General features: G+C 71.7%; 18 protein-coding genes. 8 read left to right on the forward strand and 10 right to left on the reverse strand.

Features of this window, described 5'->3' with window-relative positions:
* Window positions 1-2682 (forward strand): S8 family serine peptidase (locus tag DY240_RS33890; protein WP_199701765.1); only part of this gene is annotated, 2682 nt, incomplete at its 5' end.
* Window positions 2683-2941: 259 nt separating this feature from the next.
* Here DY240_RS33890 and glgB read toward each other — a convergent pair.
* Window positions 2942-4819 (reverse strand): 1,4-alpha-glucan branching protein GlgB, encoded by a 1878-nt coding sequence (glgB, locus tag DY240_RS18830; RefSeq protein WP_119661382.1) that lies wholly within the window; start codon window positions 4817-4819, stop codon window positions 2942-2944.
* A gap of 63 nt (window positions 4820-4882) precedes the next feature.
* Here glgB and DY240_RS18835 point away from each other — a divergent pair, with 63 nt between their 5' ends.
* The gene (locus DY240_RS18835; protein WP_147375394.1) at window positions 4883-5923 is read left to right on the forward strand and encodes a hypothetical protein; all 1041 of its coding nucleotides are present in this window, start codon (window positions 4883-4885) and stop codon (window positions 5921-5923) included.
* 5 nt (window positions 5924-5928) lie between these two features.
* Here DY240_RS18835 and DY240_RS18840 read toward each other — a convergent pair whose 3' ends face one another.
* The 5 genes from DY240_RS18840 to DY240_RS18860 form a co-directional block, all read right to left on the reverse strand.
* Complete coding sequence (locus DY240_RS18840; RefSeq protein ID WP_119661384.1) at window positions 5929-6201, reverse strand: hypothetical protein; 273 nt, start codon at window positions 6199-6201, stop codon at window positions 5929-5931.
* A 9-nt stretch (window positions 6202-6210) separates the two neighbouring features.
* Window positions 6211-8247 (reverse strand): hypothetical protein, encoded by a 2037-nt coding sequence (locus tag DY240_RS18845; RefSeq protein WP_119661385.1) that lies wholly within the window; start codon window positions 8245-8247, stop codon window positions 6211-6213.
* A gap of 46 nt (window positions 8248-8293) precedes the next feature.
* Complete coding sequence (locus DY240_RS18850; protein ID WP_199701767.1) at window positions 8294-9691, reverse strand: maltokinase N-terminal cap-like domain-containing protein; 1398 nt, start codon at window positions 9689-9691, stop codon at window positions 8294-8296.
* Entirely contained in the window at window positions 9688-11412 is a 1725-nt protein-coding gene (gene treS / locus DY240_RS18855) for a maltose alpha-D-glucosyltransferase (protein ID WP_119661399.1), read from the reverse strand. The genes DY240_RS18850 and treS overlap by 4 nt, the downstream gene beginning before the upstream one ends.
* Before the next feature lie 464 nt (window positions 11413-11876).
* The gene (locus DY240_RS18860; RefSeq protein WP_119661386.1) at window positions 11877-12548 is read right to left on the reverse strand and encodes a DUF305 domain-containing protein; all 672 of its coding nucleotides are present in this window, start codon (window positions 12546-12548) and stop codon (window positions 11877-11879) included.
* A gap of 192 nt (window positions 12549-12740) precedes the next feature.
* On the opposite strand from DY240_RS18860, the gene DY240_RS18865 reads away from it, so the two are divergent.
* Both DY240_RS18865 and glgP read left to right on the forward strand, forming a co-directional pair.
* Window positions 12741-14258: an LVIVD repeat-containing protein gene (locus DY240_RS18865; RefSeq protein ID WP_119661387.1), complete on the forward strand. Its 1518-nt coding sequence runs from the start codon at window positions 12741-12743 to the stop codon at window positions 14256-14258.
* A gap of 88 nt (window positions 14259-14346) precedes the next feature.
* Window positions 14347-16896 carry an alpha-glucan family phosphorylase gene (glgP, locus tag DY240_RS18870; RefSeq protein WP_119661388.1) on the forward strand — a complete coding sequence of 850 codons (2550 nt, stop codon included), beginning with the start codon at window positions 14347-14349 and terminating at the stop codon, window positions 16894-16896.
* A 40-nt stretch (window positions 16897-16936) separates the two neighbouring features.
* On the opposite strand, the gene DY240_RS18875 is transcribed toward glgP, so the two are convergent.
* The 3 genes from DY240_RS18875 to glgX all read right to left on the reverse strand — a co-directional run bounded on the left by DY240_RS18875 (window position 16937) and on the right by glgX (window position 20837).
* The gene (locus tag DY240_RS18875; protein WP_147375395.1) at window positions 16937-18022 is read right to left on the reverse strand and encodes a type IV toxin-antitoxin system AbiEi family antitoxin domain-containing protein; all 1086 of its coding nucleotides are present in this window, start codon (window positions 18020-18022) and stop codon (window positions 16937-16939) included.
* 119 nt (window positions 18023-18141) lie between these two features.
* The gene (locus tag DY240_RS18880; protein WP_119661390.1) at window positions 18142-18675 is read right to left on the reverse strand and encodes a COG4315 family predicted lipoprotein; all 534 of its coding nucleotides are present in this window, start codon (window positions 18673-18675) and stop codon (window positions 18142-18144) included.
* Between the two features lie 32 nt (window positions 18676-18707).
* Complete coding sequence (gene glgX / locus DY240_RS18885) at window positions 18708-20837, reverse strand: glycogen debranching protein GlgX (protein WP_119661391.1); 2130 nt, start codon at window positions 20835-20837, stop codon at window positions 18708-18710.
* 87 nt (window positions 20838-20924) lie between these two features.
* Between glgX and DY240_RS18890 the strand changes: the two genes are divergently transcribed.
* Both DY240_RS18890 and DY240_RS18895 read left to right on the forward strand, forming a co-directional pair.
* Window positions 20925-21710 carry an enoyl-CoA hydratase/isomerase family protein gene (locus DY240_RS18890; RefSeq protein WP_119661392.1) on the forward strand — a complete coding sequence of 262 codons (786 nt, stop codon included), beginning with the start codon at window positions 20925-20927 and terminating at the stop codon, window positions 21708-21710.
* Window positions 21710-22657, forward strand: a complete 948-nt coding sequence (locus DY240_RS18895) for a class I SAM-dependent methyltransferase (RefSeq protein WP_119661393.1) — start codon at window positions 21710-21712, stop codon at window positions 22655-22657. The genes DY240_RS18890 and DY240_RS18895 overlap by 1 nt, the downstream gene beginning before the upstream one ends.
* 22 nt (window positions 22658-22679) lie before the next feature.
* Here DY240_RS18895 and DY240_RS18900 read toward each other — a convergent pair whose 3' ends face one another.
* The gene (locus DY240_RS18900; RefSeq protein WP_119661394.1) at window positions 22680-23249 is read right to left on the reverse strand and encodes a GNAT family N-acetyltransferase; all 570 of its coding nucleotides are present in this window, start codon (window positions 23247-23249) and stop codon (window positions 22680-22682) included.
* A 68-nt stretch (window positions 23250-23317) separates the two neighbouring features.
* On the opposite strand from DY240_RS18900, the gene DY240_RS18905 reads away from it, so the two are divergent.
* Both DY240_RS18905 and DY240_RS18915 read left to right on the forward strand, forming a co-directional pair.
* Window positions 23318-24007: an acyltransferase gene (locus DY240_RS18905; RefSeq protein WP_119661395.1), complete on the forward strand. Its 690-nt coding sequence runs from the start codon at window positions 23318-23320 to the stop codon at window positions 24005-24007.
* A 227-nt stretch (window positions 24008-24234) separates the two neighbouring features.
* The coding region (locus tag DY240_RS18915; protein WP_147375396.1) for a choice-of-anchor G family protein at window positions 24235-25880 on the forward strand (1646 nt) is incomplete at its 3' end.

Raw genomic sequence — 25880 nt, forward strand, 5'->3', positions numbered from 1 at the left:
CTGGCCGCCGGGACGCTCGGCACCGTCGCCGCCGGCTCCGCTGCGCCGGCGACGACCGCCGAGGACGGCTACCTGGGCACGCTCGCGGAGCTGGCCGGGCTGCCGGAGCCGGCGGGCGAGCTGACCCACGAGCCCACCGGCGCGTGGTTCGTCGAGCTGACGGCGAAGCCCGTCGCCGACGGCGGCAGCCGCGCGGCGGCGCAGCGCCAGCAGGACCGCGTGCTCGCCGAGGCCGACGCGCTGGGCGCCGACCTGGACGTCCGCTACACCTACGACCGGCTGTGGAACGGCTTCTCGGTGTCGGCGTCGGAGGCCGACATCAGCCGGCTGGCCGGCTCGGCCGAGGTCGCCGCGGTGTACCCCGTCGTCACCGTCGACGCGCCCGACCCGGTCACGACGGAGCCCGCGATGGACTCCGCGCTCGGCATGACCGGCGCGGACATCGCGCAGAGCGAGCTCGGCTTCACCGGCGACGGCCTCAAGGTCGGCATCATCGACACCGGCATCGACCTCGACCACCCCGACCTCGGCGGCGACGGCACGCCCGGCGGCACGGCGCTCCCGACCGACCGCGTCGTGGCCGGCTACGACTTCGTCGGCGACGACTACAACGCCGACGAGACGTCGGCCGCCTACCAGCCGGTCGCGCACCCCGACGACAACCCGGACGACTGCAACGGACACGGCAGTCACGTCGCCGGCATCGTCGGCGCCAGTGGTGACAGCGCCGCCGGCGGCGTCCTCGGCGTGGCGCCGGACGTCGAGTTCGGCGCCTACCGCGTGTTCGGCTGCGGCGGCTCGACGACGTCGGACATCATCCTCGCCGCGCTCGAGCGCGCGCACGCCGACGGCATGGACGTCGTCAACATGAGCCTCGGCGCCGGCTTCGTCACCTGGCCGCAGTACCCGACGGCGACGGCGAGCGACGCGCTCGTCGACGAGGGCGTCGTGGTGGTCGCCTCGATCGGCAACAACGGCACCGCCGGCACCTGGTCGGCCGGCGCGCCCGGCGTCGGCGAGAAGGTCATCGGCGTCGCGTCGTTCGACAACACCGAGTACGACGCGCGGATGTTCACCGTCACGCCCGACGGGCGCGAGTTCGGCTACGCCGAGGCGGCCGGCGCGCCGAGCGCGCCCACGTCCGGCGACGTCCCGATGTCGCGCACCGGCACCCCGGAGGCGACCCAGGACGCCTGCACGGCCGCCGGGCCGCTGCCCGACCTCAGCGGCACCGTCGCGCTGATCGAGCGCGGCACCTGCCCGTTCTACGAGAAGGCCCGCAACGCGCAGAACGCCGGGGCCGTCGCCGTCGTCCTGTACAACAACGTGGCCGGCGCGTTCTCGCCGTCGGTGGCCCCGCCGACGCCGGCCGACCCGCCGATCACCATCCCCGTCGTCGCGGTGCCGCAGGCCGACGGCGTCGAGCTCAACAACCGCATCGCGGCCGGCCCGACGACGCTGACCTGGACCGACGAGACCACCACCGTCGAGAACACCACCGGCGGCCTGATCTCGTCGTTCAGCTCCTACGGCATGGCGGCGGACCTGTCGCTGAAGCCGGACCTCGGCGCGCCGGGCGGGCTGATCCGCTCGACCTATCCGCTCGAGGAGGACGGGTACGCCGTCATCTCGGGCACCTCGATGGCGTCGCCGCACGTGGCCGGTGCGGTCGCGCTGCTGCTGCAGGCGCACCCGTCGCTCACGCCGGCGCAGGTCCGCGACGTGCTGCAGAACAGCGCCGACCCGGCCGACTGGTCGCTGATCCCGGGCGCCGGGTACGTCGAGCCGGCGCACCGCCAGGGCGCCGGCATGCTCGACGTCGACGACGCGATCCTGGCGCCGGTCGCCGTGTCGCCGGGCAAGCTGTCGCTCGGCGAGAGCGAGGCCGGCCCGGCGACGGAGACGCTGACGCTCACCAACGACGGCGACGCGCCGGTCACGTACGAGCTGTCGCACGTCGACGGCATCAGCACGGCGGGCGCGCCGAACAACCCGTCGTTCTTCGAGGGTGGCGCGACGGTGGCGTTCTCGGCGCCGTCGGTGACGGTGCCCGCGGGCGGGTCCGCGACCGTCGACGTGACGGTCACGGCGCCGGCCGAGCCGGACCTGGGGCAGTACGGCGGCTGGGTCGTCCTGACGCCGGCCGAAGGGCAGCCGCTGCGGGTGCCGTTCGCCGGGTTCGTCGGCGACTACCAGCAGCTGCCGGTCCTGACCGACGCCGGCTTCGGGTTGCCGGCGCTGGGCGACGTCACCGCCTGCGAGCGCTACATCGGCGTCAACTGCACCATGGGCGGCGAGTACGACCTGCTGCCCGACGGCGCGACGTTCTCGATGACCGAGGGCGACTACCCGGTCGTCATCGCGCATCTCGAGCACGCGGCACAGAACGTGTCGTTGCAGCTGTTCCACGCCAAGGCCGACGGCACGGCCGGCCGCCCGTACGGCCGGCTGAACACCGTCCTCTCCGAGGACTTCGTCGGCCGCAGCGGCACCGCGACCGGGTTCAGCGCCTACACCTGGGACGGCACCCGGCCGCGGGGGAGCGGCACCGACCGGCGGGTCCCGGTGCCCGACGGCCGCTACGTCCTGCGCCTGACGGCCACCAAGCCGCTGGCCGACCCGTCGAACCCGGCGCACGTCGAGACCTGGGACTCCCCGGTCATCGTCGTCGACCGGAACTGACGGGAGCTCAGCGCATGACGGGCGCCGTCACCCCTCGCCAGGGTGGCGGCGCCCGTCGCCGTCCGGCCTCCCCGGAATGATCACGTTCAGCACGAAATCCCGTGCTGGACTACGCCTGCAATCGTGTCGACGGTCGGGTAATCCTGGTGACGTCGGCGGCAATCGCTTTCCGGCGGACGTGGCTGCCCATCACCACGATTACCCGCGCATCACGAGGCTTGCGATCGTGGTGCGACACGGAACTTCGTGCTGAACGTGATCATCTAGAGCCGGCGGGGCGCAGCCAGAGCGTGCCCAGCGGCGGGACGCGCAGCCGGACGGAGGCGGGCCGGCCGTGCCAGGGCTCGTCGACGGCGGTGACCTGGCCGAGGTTGCCGACGCCGGAGCCGCCGTAGAGGTCGGCGTCGGTGTTGAGCACCTCCTGCCACGGGCCGGCCTGCGGCAGGCCCAGCCGGTAGCCCTCGTGCGGCAGCGCGTTGAAGTTCGCGACGCACACCAGCAGCTCGCCGTCCGGGCCGTGGCGCAGGAACGAGAACACGTTGCCGGTGGCGTCGTTGGCGTCGATCCACTCGAAGCCGGCCGGGTCGGAGTCGAGCGCCCACAGCTCCGGCGCCGCCCGGTAGGCCCGGTTGAGGTCGCTGACCAGCCGCAGCACGCCCGCGTGCTCCGGCCGGTCGAGCAGCCACCACTCGATCTCGCGCGACTCGGCCCACTCCGACTCCTGGCCGAACTCGCCACCCATGAACAGCAGCTGCTTGCCGGGGTGCGCCCACATGAAGGCGTAGAACGCGCGCAACGTGGCCAGTTGCTGCCACCGGTCGCCGGGCAGCTTGCCCAGCAGCGAGCCCTTCCCGTGCACGACCTCGTCGTGGGACAGGGGGAGGACGAAGTTCTCGCTGAAGGCGTACATCATCGAGAACGTCATCTGGTGATGGTGGAACTGCCGGTGGATCGGGTCGCGCGACAGGTAGGCCAGCGAGTCGTGCATCCACCCCATGTTCCACTTCAGCCCGAACCCGAGGCCGCCGAGGTGGGTCGGACGGGTGACGCCGGGCCACGCGGTGGACTCCTCGGCGACGCTGACGATGCCCGGCACCGACCGGTACGCCGTGGCGTTGGTCTCCTGCAGGAACGCGATGGCGTCGAGGTTCTCGCGGCCGCCGTGCACGTTGGGCAGCCAGGCCCCCTCGGGCCGGGAGTAGTCGAGGTAGAGCATGGAGGCGACGGCGTCGACCCGCAGGCCGTCGATGTGGTACTCCGTCAGCCAGTACAGCGCGTTGGCCACCAGGAAGTTGCGCACCTCGGGCCGGCCGAAGTCGAAGACGTACGTGCCCCAGTCGGGGTGCTCGCCGCGGCGCGGGTCGGCGTGCTCGTACAGGGGGGTGCCGTCGAAGCGGGCCAGCGCCCAGTCGTCGCGGGGGAAGTGCGCCGGCACCCAGTCGAGCAGCACGCCGATGCCGGCCTGGTGCAGGGTGTCGACCAGGAACTTGAAGTCGTCGGGGTGGCCGAACCGGGCCGTCGGCGCGTAGTACGACGTGACCTGGTAGCCCCACGACCCGCCGAACGGGTGCTCGGCGACCGGCAGGAACTCGACGTGGGTGAACCCCAGCTCCGTCACGTACTCCGCCAGCTCGACGGCCAGCTCGCGGTAGGAGCGACCGCGCCGCCACGACCCCAGATGGACCTCGTACACGGACATCGGGTGCGCGTGCGCCGACGCCGGCCGGCGGGCCAGCCACACCTCGTCGTTCCACTCGTAACGCGACCGGTGGACGACGGAGGCCTGCGCCGGCGGCACCTCGGTGCGGAACGCCATCGGGTCGGCCTTGTCGCGCCAGTGGCCGTCGGCGCCGTGCACCTTGAACTTGTACAGCGTGCCGTCGCCGACGCCGGGGACGAACAGCGCCCACACGCCGCCGCCCACGCGCGTCATGGCGTGCCGCCCGCCGTCCCAGCCGTTGAAGTCGCCGGCCACCTGGACCATCCGGGCGTTCGGCGCCCAGACGGTGAACGCGGTGCCCTCGACGCCGTCGATGGTGGTGACGCGCGCGCCCAGCACCTCCCAGAGCCGCTCGTGCCGGCCCTCACCGATGAGATGCAGGTCGACCTCGCCCAGGAGTCGCTGTGCGTCGATCATCCGTCGAGCCTATCGGGCCGTCGCGCCCTGCCCGGCCCGACGGCACGGGTACGGTTGGGTCTCGTGCGTGCTGTGCGAGTGACGGCGGTCCTGGCCGCGATCGTGTTGACGGCGACGGCGTGCGACGGAGGCGGCGACGACCCGGGCGACGAGCCCACCACCGGCACCAGCGAGACCGGCGGCGGCGCGCCGGCCGGCCTCCCCGACGTCGCCGAGGGCCGGCTGACCCGCATCCTGGGCAACGGCGGCACCGACGCGCTGCGCGAGACCTCCTACGTCCCCGACACCCGGCTGGCCGAGCCCATGCTGCTCGCCACCGGTCCCGGTGACGCACTGATCGGACTGCAGCGCGGCCAGGAAGGGCTGTTCACCGTGTCGCCCGACGGCACGGCGCAGCCGGTCTCCGGCGACCAGAGCGTCGCCTTCTCCGACCCGCCGCTGGCAGCGCTGGCCGGCGCGGAGTCGCTGCTCGTGCTGGCCGGCGACGGTGCGATCGGCCGCATCGACCTGGCCGACGGCGCCTTCAGCGAGGTCACGACGCTGCCCGGTGCGCCCGGCGACGGCTTCGCCGGCGCCATCCTCGAGCTGCCCGGCGGCACCTACGTGCAATGGGGTTCCAGCTGGTGGACGCTGACCGGCCCCGCCGACGCCCCCACCGGCGCCGAGCCGGCCGCCCCGCCGGTCGAGGGCAGCGTGGTCGCCGCCCGCACGGCCGGCGGCGTCGCCGTCCTCACCGCCACCGAGCTGGTGCTGCTCGACGAGTCGCTGCAGGAGATCGGCCGCCACCCGTGGACGCAGCCGGCCGACGCCCCGGGCACGGTGACGGCCGCCACCGGCGACGGCGGCGACGGCCTGATCGTCGCGACCAGCGAACGCGAGGCCGGCGCCGTGGTGCACGTGACGCCCGACGGCGCCACGGTGCTCGCCACGGGGTTCAAACCGAGCGACACCAGCCCCAGCACCGACTGCGACAACGCCGACACCGACGCGCTGGACTCGCACCTGGCCCAGCCGCTGTCGGCCGTGGTGTGGCAGGACCGCGTCGTCGTCGCCGACCAGCGCTGCAACAGCGTGCTGCAGCTGGCGCTGCCCGACGCCGCCTGACGCCGTCAGTTCGGGCCGGGGTTGGCGCTCTCGGCCTGCCAGCGGGCGGCGTTGGAGCGTGCCGTCTGCATGGCCTCGTCGAGCGGGGTGCCGAGGCTGTTCGTGGCGTCGGTGGCGAACCCGTCGAAGTCGGTCTCCCAGGCGGTGGCCTTGGGACCGGTCCAGGTCTCGGCGCCGACGAGGTTGCGAACGGCCTGGATGGCCTCTTCGATGTCCGTGGCCGCACCGCTGACGATGCTCATCGACTCGTTGCATTCCTGCACGAACGGAATGGGCATGGCGGTCTCCTACTCCGGGGGCGTGAAGCGGTCGTCGTCGGGCGCGAACTCGCCGGTGGCGTCGGTGAAGCCCTGGTTGGCGTCGTCGGCGATCTGCTGCATCTCGCGCGGCAGCGACGACCACCAGCGGTCGAACTCGAGCTTGTCCTGCTCGGTGACCGGCGCGATGACGCCGTCGGGACCGACCCAGGACGGCCGCGGCTCGGGCACCGGGTAGGCACCGGAGTTCACGAACCCCTGCGCGACGAACAGGCGCATGTCGGCGAGGTCCTGCAGCATCGTGTACTGGGTGTCGTTGGCGACGTTGTCGGCGTTGTCGGTGGGGAAGAGGTTCTCCTTCTGCGAGCCGCCGGCCGCGGTGGCCAGCGAGCGCAGGAACTCCGCCGCCTCGCCGCCCAGCGGGATCGCCTCGAGGACGTCCTTGGTGACCTCGAAGTAGATCTGGTTCTGCTTGTTCTGGGCGTCGCGCGCCTCGGCCTCGGTGAACCGCTGGTCGGCGAAGACCACGGAGACCATGCCGTTGAGGTAGCCGTACTGCGTGAGGATGTCGGGCACGTCGGGGTCGGGCGGCTGCGTCGACACGATGCGCGCCGCCGCCGTGAGCTGGCCCTGGATGGCGCCGCGGAAGGCGCCGGCCGCCTCGGGGTCGGTCATGAACGCCTTCATGAAGCCGTTCATGACGGCGGTGTTGGACTGCAGCGAGTACGTGCCGTCGGGGTTGCGGACGACGCCGTGGATGTCGACGTTGGGCTGCCCGGTGGAGGCGGCCATGTCGGGCGCGTACGTGGTGCCGACGACGGCCATGGCCTCGGCCAGCGACGACGGCAGTTCGGGGTACTGCTCCTTGTCGTAGTCGCCGCGCTCGCGCCGGCTGAGGTCGTAGCCGGCCTGGAAGACGTTGGCCGCGGCCTGGGCGGACTGCTCGCCCTGCTCGGGCCCGCGATCCTGGGTGGCGGCGATGAGCACACTGGCCGCGGGTGCGCTGTCGTCGTGGCCGAGGTCGCCCGGGGTCTGCCAGTCGTAGTCGACGAGCCGCTGGGCGTTCTGCAGGCCGTCGTCGCCGGTGAGCAGCAGCCGGCTGGCCTCGGGGTTCTGCCCGGTGCGGGTGAGGATGGAGTTGACGGGGTCGAACTGCTGGATGAGATCGATGCCGCGGTTGGCGTCGTCGCGCCCGACGGTGAGGTAGCTGACGTCGATGCCGATGCGCCGCCACCAGTCGTCGTCGTTCTGCACCCAGCCGCTGGGCACGTAGCCGGTGCCGACCACGCCGCCCTCGCTGTACGACGGACGGGGCGGGTCGTTGCGCTCGCGCCACTCGAGGGCGCTGTCGGCGACGGTGCGCAGGAACGTCGAGCCGTACTGGTCGCCGCCCGGCCCGTACTGCATCATGATGCCGTTCTGCAGGGTGTTGTCGACCGAGCTCAGCGGGTCGAGCGCGCCCTGCGTGAGGGTGATCTGGTTCGCCTCGCTGAACCGGCTGACCGCGGCGACGCCGTTGCTGAACAGCCGCAGGCGGTTCTGGTTCTGCTCCGATGGCGGCACGCCCTGCTCGACGATCTGCCGGTTCATGGTGGTGATGATCTCGGCGCCGCCGCCGTTGAAGAACGCCTGCAGGTAGGCGGGGTCGTCGGCGTGCGCCTCCATGGCCTCGGCGGCCTCGCGCTGGGCGGCGTCGCGGATGGCGGGGTCCTCGCTGTTCATCCGCTGCCGCAGGCCGATGGCGTCGCGCATGCCCTCGTTGGCCATGTCCTGTTCGGTGATCTCGTACGGTACCTGGAACATGGTCTGCGGCGGGCTGCCCGAGGCGCTCACGCGGGTCTGGTTGGCCGCGGTGGCGGCGAGGTCGGCGCGGTCGAACATGGGGCGCCACTGGTCGTCGAGCCAGTCGGCCAGGGCGGTGAGCTTCGCGCCGCTGAAGGTGGCGTCCCAGCCGTCGAGGCCGTTGACGATGGTGGGGGTCTTCTCGCGCACGATGCTGGCGGCACTTTGCAGCTTCCGGGCCAGGTCACGAAGCCGCTCAGGGTTCACCGACACGTACTCGGTCATCCACTCTCCTCAGGTGTCAGGTGCCCAGGAAGAGGGTACCCGGCGCTCACCGGGCGTGTGCGAGCCGCTCGACCGCCGCCAGCGGGATGGGCAGCCAGCTGGGCCGCCGGCGCGCCTCGAAGACCACCTCGTACACCGCGGTGTCGGTCTCGTACGCCGCCAGCAGCTCGGGTTCGTCGCGCGGGTCCAGCTGCGCGGCCGACGCGTAGCCGTTGCAGAACGCCTCGCTGTTGCGCTGCGTCCACTCCTGGGCGCGGTAGGCCAGCTGGTCGTGCGCGGGGTCCTCCGGCGGGTGGTCGGTGACCAGGAGGTGCCGCGCGGCGTAGTCGAACGAGCGGAGCATCTGCGCGACGTCGCGGACGGGGGAGTGCATGGCCCGGCGGTCTGCGACCGGCGCCATCAGCTCACCCTCGAAGTCGATCAGCTTCCAGCCCAGGACGGTGCGCAGCACCTGACCCAGGTGGTAGCTGCCGTGGATGCGCTGGACGGTGACGGGGTCGTGGCGCTCGCGCAGGGCGTCGTAGTGCGCCCGCAGCCCGGCCGCGAACGGCTCCAGCTCGGGCACCAGGGCGATGGCGTTCTCGAGCCGGCCGGTCATCGCGTCGGCGAGGGCGTGCAGCTCGGACGCGGCCATGGTGCCGGTGGGCAGCACCTCGGCGAGCGTCTCGTGCACGCGCGCCGTGGCCATGCCCAGGCGGTAGGCCTCGGCCGCGAAGTCGCCGCCGACCTCGTCGGCGTGGAGGTCGCCCTCGGCGTAGAGGTCGCGGACGCTCGCCGTCGCCAGCGCCCAGCCGTCGGACGCCGTCGTCAGGAAGCCGCGCAGCATGGCCAGGCTGCCCGTCACCGTGACGTCGTCGGCGGACCAGTCGCCGTCGACCCAGCCCATCAGCGGCGCGACCAGCGTGCAGCCGGCCTCGCTGAGCGCCTCGTGCAGCTCGACGTCGGGGTTCAGCCCGGCGTCGACCCGGCGGAACACCTTCAGCAGCGCGGAGTCGCCGTAGGCCAGGCTGGTGTTGTGGTGCTCGCCGGGCAGCACCAGCGACGGCTCGCCGTAGGGCACCTCGACGTCGGCCTTCACGTGGAAGCGCAGCCCCTCGACCCGCGGCGCGTCGTCGGCGAAGTGGTCGAGCAGGACCGCCGTCGCCTCCTTGTCGTGCAGGGCGTCGTAGACGTGGCCGTCGTGGGTGTGGCCGAGGCGCACGTGGTCGAGGCGGTCGGAGCGCTGGCTGTGCACCGACAGCGGCACCTGGTAGATGTCGGTGCCGTCGTCGTGCGTGACCTCGGTCAGCAGGTGCCACACCCGAGGCTCGCCGTCGTGCAGGAGCGCGGCCGCCACCGGGCGCACGCCCAATGGCCCGGAGCGCCCGCCGGTGAACCAGTGCTGGTGGCGCAGCCATTCCGGCAGCAGCGCCACCGCCTCGGACAACCGCTGGTCGACCGTCACGGCATCGACTCCTCCGGCAGCTTGGCCAGCCGGAACCAGTAGAACCCGTGGGAGCCGAGGGTCAGCAGGTAGGGCAGCTCGCCGATGGTCGGGAAGCGCACGCTGCCGAGCAGCTCGACCGGCTGCATGCCCTCGTACCGCCGCAGGTCCAGCTCGACCGGCTGCGGGAACCGGGACAGGTTGTTGACGCACAGCACGATGTCGTCGCCGAACGTGCGCACGTAGGTGAGCACCGTCGGGTTCGACCCGCCGAGATCGACGAAGTCGCCCAGCCCGAACGCCGGGTTCTGCTTGCGCACCTCGATCATCCGCTGGGTCCAGTGCAGCAGCGACGACTTGTTCGCCAGCTGGGCCTCGACGTTGGTGACCTGGTAGCCGTAGACGGCGTCCATGACGACGGGGAGGTCGAGCCGGCCGGGGTCGGCGGTGGAGAAGCCGGCGTTGCGGTCGGGCGTCCACTGCATGGGGGTGCGGACGGCGTCGCGGTCGCCCAGCCAGATGTTGTCGCCCATGCCGATCTCGTCGCCGTAGTACAGGACCGGCGAGCCGGGCAGCGACAGCAGCAGCGCGTTGAACAGCTTGATCTGGTTGACGTCGTTCTCGAGCAGCGGCGCCAGACGCCGGCGGATGCCCAGGTTGGCCTTCATCCGCGGGTCCTTGGCGTACTCGGACCACATGTAGTCGCGCTCTTCGTCGGTGACCATCTCGAGCGTCAGCTCGTCGTGGTTGCGCAGGAACACGCCCCACTGGCAGCCCGACGGGATCTGCGGCGTCTGCGCCATGATCTCGCTGATGGGGTAGCGCGACTCGCGCCGCACCGCCATGAAGATGCGCGGCATGACGGGGAAGTTGAACGCCATGTGGCACTCGTCGCCGCCGACGTCGGGGTCGCCGAAGTACTCGACCACCTCGCTGGGCCACTGGTTGGCCTCGCACAGCAGCACGGTGTCGGGGAACTCGTCGTCCATGACCTTGCGCACCTTCTTGAGGAAGGCGTGCGTCTCGGGCAGGCTCTCGCCGTTGGTGCCCTCTTTCTCGTAGAGGTACGTGACGGCGTCGAGCCGGAAGCCGTCGACGCCGAGCCGCAGCCAGAACCGGACGACGTCGAGCATCGCCTCGTGGACGGCCGGGTTCTCGAAGTTGAGGTCGGGCTGGTGGCTGAAGAAGCGGTGCCAGAAGTACTGCTTGCGCACCGGGTCGTACGTCCAGTTCGACGTCTCGGTGTCGCTGAAGATGATGCGGACGTCGGGGTAGCCGGTGTCGTCGTCGGCCCAGACGTAGAAGTCGCCGTACGGGCCGTCGGGGTCCTCGCGAGAGGCCTGGAACCACGGGTGCTGGTCGCTGGTGTGGTTCATGACGAGGTCGGTCATGACCCGCATGCCGCGGCTGTGCGCGGCCGCGACGAACTGCGAGAAGTCCTCGAGCGTGCCGAACTCGGGGGCGACGTCCATGTACGCGGCCACGTCGTAGCCGCCGTCGCGCAGCGGCGACGGGAAGAACGGCGGCAGCCAGACGCAGTCGACGCCGAGCCACTGCAGGTAGTCGAGCTTCTGCGTGAGGCCCTTGAGGTCGCCGATGCCGTCGCCCTGGGAGTCGTAGAACGACCGCACCAGGACCTCGTAGAAGACGGCGCGCTTGAACCACTCGGGGTCGGTGCCCCGAGCGGGCAGCACGGAGCCCTGCCGCTCGGCCTGGTGGACCTGCGGCCGGGTCTCGCTCATGGCCGGCACCATTCGATGGTAAGGGCGGCGGGGACGGCAGCCACAGTGCCCGCTTGCGCCGGACGGCAACCCGGCGCGGTCGGTTCGGTGCGCACGATGACCTCTCGTGACGTCGTGTTCGGAATGTCGTGGGATGGTGCGAAATGATCAGCCGCGTGAGCCGATTGATGTGACGCGCAGGTGACGCGGATGTTTCGTTGCGGGGTGTGCCCGGCGAATATTATTCGGCCGCCCGCGGTGTGGTCCAACCACTTCGCGCGGCGCGCCGGACGGTCTTTCCCGGCGTCGGCGACGGCGCCGTCGAAGGCCGTCCTGACCTGCGAAGATGGTGTTCATGGGCATGGGGTGGTTCGCTGTCGGCGAAGGCGCCCGGCGGACGCCCGATGGGCTGATTTCCTCCCATTGTTCATAGCCGCCCGGCTGGCGTGCAAACGGGCTCGTCCGGGCCGTTTCGTGGTGGCCGTTCAGAGGGTGTCGAGGATCTCCCGCATGCGGTCGATCTCGACCCCCTGGGTGACGCTCACGTCGGTGGCCAGTTCCAGCGCCAGTTGGTCCGTACCGCCGGCGACGGCGGCGTCGGCCATCTCGATCGCGCCGGCGTGGTGCTGGCTCATGTAGGTGAGGAACAACTCGTCGAACTCCGCGCCGCTGGTGTTGGTGAGCTGCTCGAGCTGCAGGGGCGTGATCATGCCGGGCAGGCCGTGGTCGTGCTCGGCGCCGGCCGGCGGGACGGGCAGCCCGCGCTGCTCGAGCCAGTTCTCCAGCACCGTGATCTCCGCACCCTGTCCCGCGATGATGCGGTCGGCGACCAGGAGGACGCGTTCGTCCTGGGCGCGATCGGCCGCCAGTTCCGCCATCGTGAGGGCCTGGCGGTGATGCGGGATCATCTGCTCCACGAACCGGACGTCGATCTCGCTGTAGCCGCCCTCGACGATCTCGATGTCCTCGCCCGGCTCGATGACGTCGGCCGTCTCGCCCGGCCGTCCGGGTGCGACGACGCGTGTGTCCGATGTCGCCGTCGTCGTGGTCGCCGGCGCGCCGCGGCCGGTGTCGCCGTCGTCGCCGGCGCAGCCTGCCAGGGCGAGCAGGGCGAGCGCGGCGGCCGCCGCCGTGCTGCCGGGGGTCACGCGCGGCATGGGTCCTCCTGGTGGCCGGGGCGGATCGGCCCAGCGTACGGCCGAATCCGCCGAAGTCGAACAGGTGTCATCGACAGGACACGTCGATGTTTCGCAGGAATGTGACAGAAGTATGGTCAACCTGGTCGATTGCCGTTATTGTGCGCCTTGACCTTGATCGGTTCGTCCCTCTTTACCCCCGGTGAGGTGCGCATGATCGAACAGCGTTGGAGAAGGAGGGCGACCGGCCTGGCCGTTGCCGCCCTCGTGAGCGGTGGCTTGGCCGTCGGGTCCGCCGGAATCTCGGCCGCCGACGACGGCGAGCTGCTGCGGGAGTCCACGGCGAACGAAGAGTGCGCCAACGCCGACGCCGTCGAGGGCCTGGGCGACAACTTCGAGGCGTACTGCCTGACGGAGGAGGAGCTCGCGGAGATCACCGAGGCACCCGATGCGGCGAGCATCCTGCCCGGCGGCGAGACGGCGAGCTCACCGAACCTCAGCCTCGTCACGAACCTGCCCAAGGAGGGGCCGTTCGCCACGACGAGCGCGCTCAACTCCGACCTGGCCTTCCAGGGCAAGTACGTGTTCGCGGGCAACTACAACGGGTTCACCGTCTACAACATCGAGAACCCGCGTAAGCCGGTGCCGGTGAGCCAGGTGCTCTGCCCGGGCTCGCAGAACGACATCTCCGTCTACGGCGACCTGCTCTTCCTCTCGACCGACTCGCGTCGGACGGACGACTCCTGCCAGTCGCAGTCGCTCACCGCCCAGCAGGCCGCCGATCGCGGCTCCTACTGGGAGGGCATGAAGATCTTCGACATCAGCGACGTGCGGAACCCGCAGTACATCAAGTCGGTCGAGACCAAGTGCGGCTCGCACACCCACACGCTCGTGCCGGGCGAGGACAGCGTCTACATCTATGTGTCCTCCTACGACACCAGCTCGCTGCTGTCGGACTGCCAGCCGCCGCACGACCTGATCTCGATCATCGACGTGCCGCTGGACGAGCCCACGGCGGCGCACGTCGCGGCCGAGCCGGTGCTCTTCCCGGACGCCGGGAACCAGGGCGGCAACACCCGCGGCTGCCACGACATCACCGCCTACCCGCACCTCGGCCTGGCCGCGGGCGCGTGCATGGGCGACGGCGTCGTCATGGACGTCACCGACCCGCTGAACCCGGTGATCCTCGACCAGGTGCGCGACCCGAACTTCGCGTTCTGGCACTCGGCCACGTTCAACAACGAGGGCACGTCGATCATCTTCACCGACGAGCTGGGCGGCGGCAGCGGCCCTGAGTGCAACCCGACCGTCGGCCCGAACCGCGGCGCCAACGCCATCTACACGTGGGACGGCGACTCGCTGGAGTTCGCGTCGTACTACAAGATCCCGCGCGAGCAGGCCGACACCGAGAACTGCGTGGCGCACAACGGCTCGCTGATCCCGGTGCCCGGCAAGGACATCTTCGTCCAGGCGTGGTACCAGGGCGGCATCTCGGTGTTCGACTTCACCGACCCGTACAACCCCACGGAGATCGCCTGGTTCGACCGCGGCACGTTCGACGCCGAAGGCACCATCGCCGGCGCGTGGTCGACGTACTACTACAACGGCTACATCTACTCCAACGAGATCCAGCGCGGCTTCGACGTGTTCGACCTGCGCGACCCGCGGGTGGCTCCGGCCAAGGGAACCCGGTACTCCGAGTTCAACGTCCAGACCCAGCCCGTGTACTGACGCACCGAGCGAGACGAGCGGACGGCGGTCGCCGTCCGCTCGTCCGCCGGTAAGGCTCGTGTAACAGTCACCGACTACCGTTGGCCGCGTGCGCGCGATCCGACGACTCATGGTCCGTACCGTCCTCCCCGAGCCGCTGGCCGCGCTCGGCGACCTCGTCACGAACCTGCGGTGGTCGTGGCACCAGCCGACGCAGGACCTGTTCTCCGCCGTCGACCCGCGGCTGTGGGAGGAGGTCGGCCACGACCCCGTCCGGCTGCTCGGCGAGGTCCGGCCCGAGCGGCTGGCCGAGCTGGCCGCCGACCCCGCGTTCCTGGGGCTGGTCCACGCGGCCCACGACGACCTGCGCCACTACCTGACCGAGGCGCGCTGGTACCAGGACCACGACGGCCGGGCGCCGCGCGGCGTCGCCTACTTCTCCCCGGAGTTCGGCATCACGCACGTGCTGCCGCAGTACTCCGGCGGCCTGGGCATCCTGGCCGGCGACCACCTCAAGGCGGCCAGCGACCTCGGCGTCCCGATCATCGGCGTCGGCCTGCTCTACCGGCACGGGTACTTCGTGCAGTCCCTGTCGCGCGAGGGCTGGCAGCAGGAGCGCTACCCCGTCGTCGACCCCGACAACATGCCGCTCGTGCGGCTGCGCGAGCCCGACGGCACGCCGGCGCACATCACCGTCGGCATGCCGGGCGGCCGGGTGCTGACCGCGGCCGTCTGGGTGGCGCAGGTCGGCCGGGTGCCGCTGCTGCTGCTCGACTCCTACATCGACGACAACGGCCCGGCCGAGCGCGAGGTCACCGACCGCCTCTACGGCGGCAGCCGCGAGCACCGGCTGCTGCAGGAGATGCTGCTCGGCATCGGCGGCGTGCGCGCGGTGCGGGCGTACTGCCGCATCACGGGCACGGCGGCGCCGGAGGTGTTCCACACCAACGAGGGGCACGCCGGCTTCCTCGGCCTCGAGCGCATCCGCGAGCTGGTCGAGGAGCGCGGGCTGACGTACGAGGCGGCGCTGGAGTTCACCCGCGCCGGCACCGTCTTCACCACGCACACGCCGGTGCCGGCGGGCATCGACCGCTTCCCGATGGACCTCGTCAAGCAGCACTTCGGCGGCGACAACGCCAGCCCCGGCCTGGCCGTCGAGCAGATCCTGGCCCTGGGCGCCGAGGACTACGAGGGCGGCGACCCGTCGGTCTTCAACATGGCCGTCATGGGGCTGCGGCTGGCCGCCCGCGCCAACGGCGTCAGCACCCTGCACGGCGAGGTCAGCCGGGGCATGTTCGCCGGGCTGTGGCCGTCGTTCGATGAGCGCGAGGTGCCGATCGGGTCCATCACCAACGGTGTGCACGCGCCCACGTGGGTGGCGCCGGAGATCCTGCGGCTGGAGGAGAAGGCCGTCGCCGGAGGCGGCTGGATGGCGGCCACCGCGGCCGTCTCCGACGCCGACCTGTGGTCGACGAAGCGGGCGCTGCGGGCCCGGCTGGTCGAGTCGGCCCGGGCGCGGCTGCGCGACTCGTGGCGCGGCCGCGGCGCCAGCGAGGCCGAGCTGGGCTGGATCGACGACGTCCTCGACCCCGGCATCCTCACCATCGGCTTCGCCCGCCGGGTGCCGTCGTACAAGCGGCTCACGCTGATGCTGCGCGACCCCGCCCGCCTCAAGGCGCTGCTGCTGCACCCGGAGCGGCCGGTCCAGTTCGTCATCGCCGGCAAGGCGCACCCGGCCGACGACGGCGGCAAGCGGATGATCCAGGAGATGGTCCGCTTCGCCGACGACCCCGAGGTCCGGCACCGCATCGTGTTCCTGCCCGACTACGGCATCGGCATGGCCCAGGCACTGTACCCGGGCTGCGACGTGTGGCTGAACAACCCGCTGCGCCCGTACGAGGCGTGCGGCACGTCCGGCATGAAGGCGGCGCTCAACGCCGGGCTCAACCTCTCCATCCGCGACGGCTGGTGGGACGAGTGGTCCGACGGCGTCAACGGCTGGGACATCCCGTCGGCCGAAGGCGTCCAGGACCCCGAGTACCGCGACTCGCTCGAGGCCACGGCGCTGTACGAACTGCTCGAGAACGAGATCGGGCCCCGCTTCTACGACGTCGACGGCGAGGACATCCCGCGCCGCTGGGTCGAGCAGCTGCGCCACACGCTCACCACACTCGGCCCGAAGGTGCAGGCCACCCGCATGGTGCGCGACTACGTCGAGGCGCTCTACACACCCGCCGCGGAGTCCAGCCGCTCGCTGAACGCCGACTTCGACGGCGCGGTGTCGCTGGCGGACTGGAAGGAGCGCGTCCGCGCCGCCTGGCCGCAGGTCCGCGTCGACCACGTCGAGACCACCACCGTCGACGCGTTCGAACGCGGTCAGACGCTACGGCTGCACGCGTTCGTCACCCTCGGGGCACTGACGCCCGACGACGTCGACGTCCAGGTCGTCCACGGCCCCGTCGACGACGCCGACAACCTCCGCGACCCCGCCGTCACCCCGATGACGATGAGCGAGCGGCTCGACAACGCCTCCTTCCGCTTCGACGGCGAGGTCCAGCTCGACCGCACCGGCGCGTTCGGCTACACCGTCCGCATCGTCCCTCGGCACTCGCTCCTGGGCGACGGCGCGGAACTGGGGCTGGCCGCCCTCCCGAACTGAATGGGTGAGCGTCTGCTGTCGCCAGAGCAACAGCAGACGCTCACCCATCGCCGAAGCCGGCGAGGTAGGCGGCCTCGATCTCCCGCAGAACAGCGGCAGGCATGCCCCTCAGCCGGGCCGGCGAGACCGGGAGTACTCGCCAGCCGAGCGCGGCGTATCGGGCTCGGCGCTCCTCGGTGCGCGCGGGCGCGTCGCCGAAGCCGTGGAAGCTGCGGGAGTCGACCTCGACCACCAGCCGGGCGTGCTGCCAGCAGGCGTCCGGGTGGACGCCGCGGTGCCCCGGCAAGGGCTGGTTCCAGCGTGGCTCCGGGAGGAGCCGGCTGGTGCGGACCAGGTCGCGAAGCTCGCACTCCGGCGCGGACCGGCACCCGGCGTCGATGTCGCGCATGGCGAGCCGGGCCAGCGCGCCGCCACGGCGCGGGGCTGCCGCCACCTCGGCGCGGAGCGCGGCGACGGTGGTGCGGCGCCGTTGGACGGCCTCGCACAGGAGCGCCCGGGTGTTGCGCAGCGCGATCGCGCGATGATGCTCGGGATCGTGCCAGCAGGCGGGACAGCCGTCCGGGCGCGAGCAGCGTGGCCGCCAGTCGGCTGGTAGGTGTGTCCACCGGACCACCGTGTCGACGACCGCGCGGGCGGCCGCGGCGATGGGCACGACTCCAGGCGACGCCGACGGTGCGAGGGCGTCGAGCACTTCGTCCAGTGGCGGCCCATCGCCCTGGAGCGCGGCCAGTCGCTGGTCGTCGACCCAGCGCTCGCCCTCTGGCATCCGGCGGGTGCGGACGGCGCGAACGAACCCGTGGCCGCGTTGGCCGCGCGCCCAGGGGACCAGGACGTCGACGTCGTCGGTGACCGACGGGCCGTACCGGAGCCCATGCAGCTCGCACGCCCATGGACCAGTGATCAGCGCCTCCTCGCCCGCGTAGAGCAGCGCCGCCCGCAGTCGGTGCAGCCGGCCGAGTGGTCCGTTGAACGTCGCGTACACCCCAGGCAGGACACGCTGCCACGGCCCGCCGGAACGGATCGCGTGGCGCACGGCCTCGGCCGTCATTCCGGCGGCCAGAGCCTGCCGGCGGCTGATCAGCCCGTCCTGGGCGCGGGCGAGCGAGAGAGCACGTCGATGGGGCACGAGGTGATCGTGCGCAACCCGGGCCGCGGAGGAAAGTGCAGATCGGCGATCTGTGGACAACCGATGGGTGAGCGTCTGCTGTTGTTCCAGCGACAGCAGACGCTCACCCATCGGGGTGGTCAGTAGTCGTAGCCTCCGCCGCCCTCGTCGCCGGACGAGGTGGAGCCGTCGGTGGTGACGGCGTGCCAGACGAAGTGGGTGCCCTGGAAGTCGTCCTCGAAGCCGTCGCCGGTGAAGGAGCCGGGGCCGGAGTCCTCGGCGAACGTGTAGAGCGGCTGGCCGTCGAGGATGAGCTGCTCGGAGCCGTCCGGCCGCGAGACCACGCCGAACTCGCCGTCCACGCCGTCGACGCCGGACGGCACGTCCGACGACGTGGCGGCGACCGGCGGCCAGAAGTCGGCGCAGCCGTCGACGCACAGAACGGTGCCGTCGGCCTCGGCCTCGGTCGTGTAGAGCGTGTTGCCGTCGGCGTCGGTGAGGACGGTGCCGAAGTCGGGGATCTCCCGGGTGCCGACCACGCCGTCCACCGTCTGCGTCTCGTCGCCGCCGGACCCGGAGTCGTCCGAGCCGCACGCGCTCAGTGCCAGCAAGGCCGCGGCCGCGACGCCGATCAGGCGGGCGCGGCGCGACCCGGTGTGTAACGAAGTGTCCATACAGGTGGTACGAACACCGCCCCCGCGGGGATTCAGTCGATCACGCGCAGCAGCTGGCAGCTGCGGGCGGTCAGCCGCAGCCGGGCGGCCGGACGGTGCCGGCGGCCCTCGGCGCCGGCGTCGGCGGTGTCGAGCACTACCTCGTACGACGTGGCCCAGAACCGGCCGGGCAGGCGGACCTCCAGGTCGGCCGCGCCGGCGTGGACGTACAGCAGGAACGACTCGTCGAGGATCGGCTCGCCGCGCACGCCGCGCGAGCGGATGCCCTCGCCGTTGAGGTACATGCCGAGCGTGCGCAGCGAGCCGTCGTGCCACTCGGCCTCGGTCATCTCCGCACCGGACGGGGCGAACCAGGCGATGTCCTTGCGGCCGCCCTCGACCACCGGCACGCCCTCGAAGAACCGCCGCTGCCGGACGACGGGGTGCGCGCGGCGGAACCGCAGCAGCCGCCGGACGTGCTCGAGCAGCTCGGAATGCTCGTCGGCCAGCGACCAGTCGATCCAGCTGATCTCGTTGTCCTGGCAGTAGGCGTTGTTGTTGCCGCGCTGCGTGCGGCCCAGCTCGTCACCGGACAGCAGCATGGGCACGCCGGTCGACAGCAGCATGGTCGTCAGCATGTTCTTGACCTGACGCAGCCGCAGCTCGCGTAGCGCCGGGTCGGGCGTCGCAGGGTCACCTTCACAGCCGTGGTTCCACGACCGGTTGTCGTCCGTCCCGTCCCGGTTCTGCTCGCCGTTGGCCTCGTTGTGCTTGCGGTCGTAGGAGACGAGGTCGCGCATGGTGAAGCCGTCGTGCGCGGTGACATAGTTGATGGACGCGTACGGGCGGCGGCGGTCGTCGGCGTAGAGGTCGGACGAGCCGGACAGCCGGAAGGCGAGGTCGCGGACGCCGGCGGCGGCGCCGCGCCAGTGGTCGCGGACGGAGTCGCGGTAGCGGTCGTTCCACTCGGTCCACAGGTGCGGGAACTCGCCGACCTGGTAGCCGCCGGGGCCGACGTCCCACGGCTCGGCGATCAGCTTGACCTCGCGCAGCACCGGGTCCTGCCCGATGACGGTCATGAACGAGCCGAGCATGTCGACGTCGTGCATCGAGCGGGCCAGCGCCGACGCGAGGTCGAAGCGGAACCCGTCGACGTGCATCTCGCCGACCCAGTACCGGAGGGAGTCCATGACCAGCCCGAGCACCGCCGGGTGCGCGACCCGGAAGGTGTTGCCGGTGCCGGTGTAGTCGAGGTAGCGGGAGCGGTCGGCGGGGTCGACGTGGTAATAGGCCTCGTTCGCGATGCCGCGGTAGGACAGCGTGGGGCCGCCGTCGCCCTGCTCGGCGGTGTGGTTGTAGACGACGTCGAGGATGACCTCGAGCCCGGCCTCGTGCAGCGCGCGGACCATGGCCTTGAACTCGTCGACCTGCTGGCCGCGGGTGCCCGACGACGAGTACGCGTTGTGCGGTGCGAAGAACGCCAGGGTGTTGTAGCCCCAGTAGTTGAGCGAGCCGCGGTGCAGGAAGTCGGGCTCGCTGACGAACTGGTGCACGGGCATCAGCTCGACGGTGGTGATGCCGAGGCTGGTGAGGTACTCGATGGCGGCCGGGTGGGCGAGGCCGGCGTAGGTGCCGCGCAGCTCCTCGGGGACGCCGGGGTGCCGCATGGTGAAGCCGCGCACGTGGGTCTCGTAGAGGACGGTCTCGGCCCACGGCACCCGCGGCGGCGCGTCGGCGCGCCAGTCGAACGGATGGACGTCGACGACGACCGACTTGGGGACGTACGGGGCGGAGTCGCGGTCGTCGCGGACCCGGTGGTCGCCGCCCTCGTCCATGGACGGGCGGACGTGGCCGTACACCGCCGGGTGCGCCGTCAGCGTGCCGTCGACGGCGCGGGCGTACGGGTCGGTGAGCAGCTTGGCGGGGTTGAACCGGCGGCCGGTGCCCGGGTCCCACGGTCCGTGCACGCGGAACCCGTACCGCTGACCGGCACGCACGCCCGGGACGGCGCCGTGCCAGATGTCGAACGTTCGGTTGGGCAGCACCAGCCGGGTCTCGGTGTCGTCCTCGTCGAACAGGCAGACCTCGACCTGCTCGGCGTCGGGTGCCCAGAGGGCGAAGTTCGTGGCCTCCACGTCGTAGGTGGCTCCCAGCGGGGTCCAGTGACCGGGCCATGGCTCCATCGCGACATCCACGCCCGGCATTGTTTCCCATATCACCGACAAGCACCTCTTCGGCCAGGTAGCGGCGGCGCCGGGTACGGTTCCGGGATGAGTGAGAACGTGGTGCGGCTGGAGGTCGCGGACGGCGTCGGGACCATCCGGCTGGACCGGCCGCCGATGAACGCCCTGGACGCCGCCCTGCAGGACGGTCTGCTGGCGCTGGCCGCCGAGGCGACCGAGCGGCGCGACGTCCGCGCCGTCGTCGTCTACGGCGGCGAGAAGGTCTTCGCGGCCGGCGCGGACATCAAGGAGATGGCCGGCTGGTCCTACACCGACATGGTCGACCGGTCGGTCGCGCTGCAGGCCGCGTTCACCGCCGTCGCGCGCATCCCGAAGCCGACCGTCGCGGCGATCACCGGCTACGCGCTGGGCGGCGGCTGCGAGCTGGCGCTCGCCTGCGACCTGCGGTTCGCGGCGTCCGACGCGAAGCTCGGCCAGCCGGAGGTCCTGCTCGGGCTGATCCCCGGTGCCGGCGGCACGCAGCGGCTGGCCCGGCTGGTCGGGCCGTCGAAGGCCAAGGACCTGATCTTCACCGGCCGGATGGTCGCCGCCGAGGAGGCGCTGGCGATGGGTCTGGTCGACCGCGTCGTCCCCGCCGGTACCGACGTCTACGCCGTCGCGGTCGAGTGGGCGGCGCGCTTCGCGACGGGGCCGGCCTACGCGCTGCGCGCGGCCAAGGAGGCCATCGACCGCGGGCTGTCCACCGACCTCGACACCGGCCTCGAGCTCGAGCGGCAGCAGTTCGCCGGGCTGTTCGCCACCGAGGACCGCGCCACCGGCATGCGCTCGTTCATCGAGAACGGCCCCGGCAAGGCCGCCTTCGAGGGCCGTTGATGACGGGGGAGCAGCGGCCGCCCGCCTCCGCCGAGGACATCGAGCGGGCCTGGAACGACACCAAGCTGGCCCAGGTGCTGTACCACGACTGGGAGGCGCAGACCTACGACGACAAGTGGTCGATCTCGTTCGACGAGCGCTGCATCTCCTACGCGCGCGACCGGTTCGCGGCCGCCGCCGGAACGGCCGGCTGGCCGTACGGTCCGGCGCTGGAGATCGGCGCGGGGACCGGGTTCTTCTCGCTGAACCTGCGCCAGGCCGGCGTGCTGTCGGACGTGACGGTGACGGACATCTCGCCGGGCATGGTCGACGCGGCGAAGCGCAACGCCCGCCAGCTCGGCTTCGAGATCGCCGGCGAGGTGGCCGACGCCGAGAAGCTGCCGTTCCCCGACGAGACGTTCGACGTCGTCGTCGGGCACGCCGTCATCCACCACCTCCCCGACGTCGAGCAGGCGTTCCGCGAGATGCTGCGGGTGCTGCGGCCCGGCGGGCGCGTCGTCATCTGCGGCGAGCCGACGAAGTACGGCGACAGGATCGCCCGGGCGCTGTCGCGCGCCACGTGGTGGGCGACGACCCGCGCGACCCGGCTGCCCGGGCTTTCCGGCTGGGCGCGCTCGCGGGAGGAGCTGGACGAGTCGTCGCGGGCGGCCGCCCTGGAGTCCGTCGTCGACCTGCACACGTTCGACCCCGATGAGCTGACCGCGCTGGTCACCCGGGCCGGGTTCACCCGCGCCTCGGCGGTCACCGAGGAGCTGACGGCGGCCTGGTTCGGCTGGCCGGTGCGGACCTTCGAGCACGCCGTCAACCCTGACCGCCTGGGCTGGGGCTGGGCGATGTTCGCGTACAAGAGCTGGCTGCGGCTCTCGGCCGCGGACCGGGTGCTGGCCCGGGTGGTGCCGCGCGAGCTGTTCTACAACGTGTCGGTGACGGCGCTCCGGCCGGAGTGACGGGGCCGCCGTCACGCGACCCTCACGCCGCCGCCGTCGCGCCCAGCTGTTCGGGCAGCCGGGCCAGCGGCGGGCGGAGCGCCAGCCACATCGCGTCGTAGCCGGCCGAGCGCTCCAGCCGGGCCTGCCCGTACCGCGTCAGCGTGCCGCGGAACCAGTGGTTGCCGGGCAGCGCGACGGTGTAGACCTCGCGGTAGCCGACCAGCCGGGCCATGCTGACCAGGTGGTCCAGCAGCGCCGAACCCAGGCCGGCCCGCTGCCAGCCGTCCTCGACGATGACGGCGAGCTCGCCGGCGTCGCCGTCGTCGCGGCCGAGGTTGGCCAGCGCGACGATCGCCCGGTTGGGCGCCTCGGCCACCAGGGCGATGTCGGTGCTCACGAGCTGGGAGAGGAACCGTCCGGTCATGGACGGGACGGAGTGGTAGCGGTGCCGGACGGTCTCGGTGGAGCACCGTACGTGCATCGCGCTGACGTCACCGGCGTCGCGCGGCGTGGCGGCCCGGATGGTGACCGAGCGCCCGTCGCGGAGTCGTGTCGTGACGCCCGAGCCGGAGAACAGGTGTGCCGATTCGGCCAGTCGCGTCGTCTTCATACCGGCCAGCCTCCGCCGCGGGTGTTTCACGACGGTCTCCGTGCCGTAACGGGCTGATCAGGCCCGGCATGACATACCGTGTGGCGGTGGTGTTCCGCCGTCGCGACCCCCGGCAGGCGCGGTACCTGACGCCGTCGTCGCTGCGCTGGGTGGTCCGGCACCGGGCGTGGACGTGGTGGTATCTCGTGCGGTACGCGCGGCTGCTCCGGCTGCGGCTCCTGCATCCCGAGGTGGTCACCGAGGGGATGGTGTTCCTGGGCCGGCGGGTCCGGGTCGAGGGCCGGCGCGGGTACGGCCGGGTGGTGCTGGGCCGGTGGGTGCACATCGGCGACGGCACCCGGCTCACCGCCCACGAGGGGACGCTGCGGGTGGGCGACAAGACGGTGTTCGGCTCGTCGTCGACCGTCACCTGTTATCTGGACGTCGAGATCGGCGCCCGGACGCTGGTGGCCGACTGGGTCTACGTCACCGACTTCGACCACCGCTTCGACGACCTCGCGCTGCCGATCAAGGATCAGGGGATCGTCAAGGCGCCGGTGCGCATCGGGCCGGACTGCTGGCTCGGGGTGAAGGTGACGGTGCTGCGCGGCGCCGTCGTGGGGCGGGGCTGCGTGCTCGCCGCGCACGCCGTCGTCCGCGGGAACCTCCCCGATCTCGTCGTCGCCGGTGGAGTTCCGGCGCGAATTCTCAAGCACCGCGGGAATCCGGCGGTTTCGGCGGAAAGCGACCGGGACGAGTGTCCGGATAGGCGCGAATAACCCTGGTCTGCGCTTCACCGTCTGTCCGTATTTCCCGCTAAGGAGCCTTCGCTCGCATTTCTCGTCCTGACGCGAGTAAATAGTAAGTTCTCAAGGTCAACTGCTCTGTCGGACCAGTACGATCACACCGTCAAAGGCCCGGTCCTCGACCTACGTCGCGCCCTTGCTCCGCGCATTCGACGCGGACGGCGCGGAGCAACGTCCCCGAGCAGTACAAGGAGAGCAGCATGACTTCCTGGGAAAGACATCGCCGGCGCCGGGTAGCGGCTTCGCTCCTGGCGGCCGGAGTGGCCCCGGTAGTCGCCGTCGGTGCGTGGCTGGTGCCGGCATCGGCGGCCGAAGGTGACGAATCGCGTGCGGCCGCTCGATTCCTGAGCGGAGAGATCCTCGGTACCGATCTGGACGCCGTGGCCGAACTGGCCGGCGTCGAGGTCGAGAACCTCGGCGAGGCCGAGCCGGTCACCGAGGCGAACCCGCTCGACCTCACCGTCCTCGAGACCCTCAACGTGTCGATCCCGGGCGGGGTGCAGCTGCCGCTGAGCGACATCCTCCAGCTGGGCGCCGTCAACCAGTGGGCGTCGGCGGAGGACGGCGGCGCGTCGCACGCCGCGACCGGTGCGGTCGCCGACAACGGCGGTGTGGGCACCGGCACCGAGGCCGGCTTCCCCGGCAACGCGACGTTCGACCTCACCGACGTGCTGGGCGAGGCGCTCACCGACCTGATCGCCGACCTCGAGCTGGAGCTCGGCGCGGTGTCGTCGGAGGCACACCTGGCGCCGGCCGGCGAGGAGTTCGAGGTCACCCGCGACTACGAGATCGCCGGTGGTCAGCTGCGGCTGACCGTCCCCCTGCTCGCCGATCTCCTGCCGCAGGTCCAGGACGCCGTCGCCACCGTCGACGAGGTCGTCAACGGCCTGGCCGGGCCCGACGGGACCATCGCGTCGACGCTCTTGACGGTCGAGGGGCTGCTGAACCTGCTGTCCGTCGCCGGCGTCGAGAACCCCGACATCACGGTGACGCTCGAGACCGACCTCGCCGGAGCGGTCGAGGAGCTGCTGGCCACGCCGCTCGGCGAGGGCACCGGCGTCGAGCTGAACCTGGCCGAGGGCACGCTGGTCATCGACCTCGACACGCTCGCCGGCGGCCTGAACGACCAGGCGCCGAACACCGAGCTGCTCAGCAACGCGGTCATCGACCAGCTCGCCGAGACCATCGGCACCCTGCTGGACACGTTGGTCACCGACATCGTCGAGACGGTCGAGAACGCGCTGAACGCGGCGACGCTCGACGTGCGCATCTACGCCGAGGTGGGCGGGCTGCTGCCCGGCACGCTCGACCTGCAGCTGACCGGCACGCTCGGCGACGTCCTCAGCGGCGAGGCCGCGTTCGTCAACAACAGCACCGGCGTCGTCATCGGCCTCATCTCGGCGCTGATCTCGCCCGTCCTCGACACCCTGATCACGACCGTCGGCGGGCTGGTCGAGGACCTGGTGTTCGCCGAGGGCGGCCCCCTCACCACGCTGGGCGAGACCGTCGCCGGCCTGGTCGGGTCGCTCACCGACGCGCTCACCCCGGTGGGCGAGCTGCTCGCGTCGATCCTGTCGATCAAGCTCAACGTCCAGGACGACCAGCCGGTCGCGCCGGTGAGTGCGCTGGCGCGCGCTTCGGACGGCCCGTACAGCGTGGCGGCCGTCGAGGTGACGGCGCTGCCTGACTCGCCCGCGGCGGTGCTGACGCTGGCCGAGTCCACGGTCGGCCCCAACGCGACCGCCGATGACGGTGGCGAGACCGAGGTCGAGGGCACCGAGGTCGAGGGCACTGAGGTCGATGGGACCGAGGTGGATGGGACTGAGGTGGACGGGACCGAGGTGGA

Source organism: Jiangella rhizosphaerae (assembly GCF_003579925.1).
Taxonomy (GTDB): Bacteria; Actinomycetota; Actinomycetes; order Jiangellales; family Jiangellaceae; genus Jiangella; species Jiangella rhizosphaerae.

Bases quoted from the DNA above. Each gene is read 5' to 3' on its own strand.
- glgB (WP_119661382.1), bottom strand. From the start codon at position 4,819: ATGATCGACGCACAGCGACTCCTGGGCGAGGTCGACCTGCATCTCATC.
- DY240_RS18840 (WP_119661384.1), bottom strand. From the start codon at position 6,201: ATGCCCATTCCGTTCGTGCAGGAATGCAACGAGTCGATGAGCATCGTC.
- DY240_RS18845 (WP_119661385.1), bottom strand. From the start codon at position 8,247: ATGACCGAGTACGTGTCGGTGAACCCTGAGCGGCTTCGTGACCTGGCC.
- treS (WP_119661399.1), bottom strand. From the start codon at position 11,412: ATGAGCGAGACCCGGCCGCAGGTCCACCAGGCCGAGCGGCAGGGCTCC.
- DY240_RS18860 (WP_119661386.1), bottom strand. From the start codon at position 12,548: ATGCCGCGCGTGACCCCCGGCAGCACGGCGGCGGCCGCCGCGCTCGCC.
- DY240_RS18865 (WP_119661387.1), top strand. From the start codon at position 12,741: ATGATCGAACAGCGTTGGAGAAGGAGGGCGACCGGCCTGGCCGTTGCC.
- DY240_RS18880 (WP_119661390.1), bottom strand. From the start codon at position 18,675: ATGGACACTTCGTTACACACCGGGTCGCGCCGCGCCCGCCTGATCGGC.
- glgX (WP_119661391.1), bottom strand. From the start codon at position 20,837: ATGGAGCCATGGCCCGGTCACTGGACCCCGCTGGGAGCCACCTACGAC.
- DY240_RS18890 (WP_119661392.1), top strand. From the start codon at position 20,925: ATGAGTGAGAACGTGGTGCGGCTGGAGGTCGCGGACGGCGTCGGGACC.
- DY240_RS18895 (WP_119661393.1), top strand. From the start codon at position 21,710: ATGACGGGGGAGCAGCGGCCGCCCGCCTCCGCCGAGGACATCGAGCGG.
- DY240_RS18900 (WP_119661394.1), bottom strand. From the start codon at position 23,249: ATGAAGACGACGCGACTGGCCGAATCGGCACACCTGTTCTCCGGCTCG.
- DY240_RS18905 (WP_119661395.1), top strand. From the start codon at position 23,318: ATGACATACCGTGTGGCGGTGGTGTTCCGCCGTCGCGACCCCCGGCAG.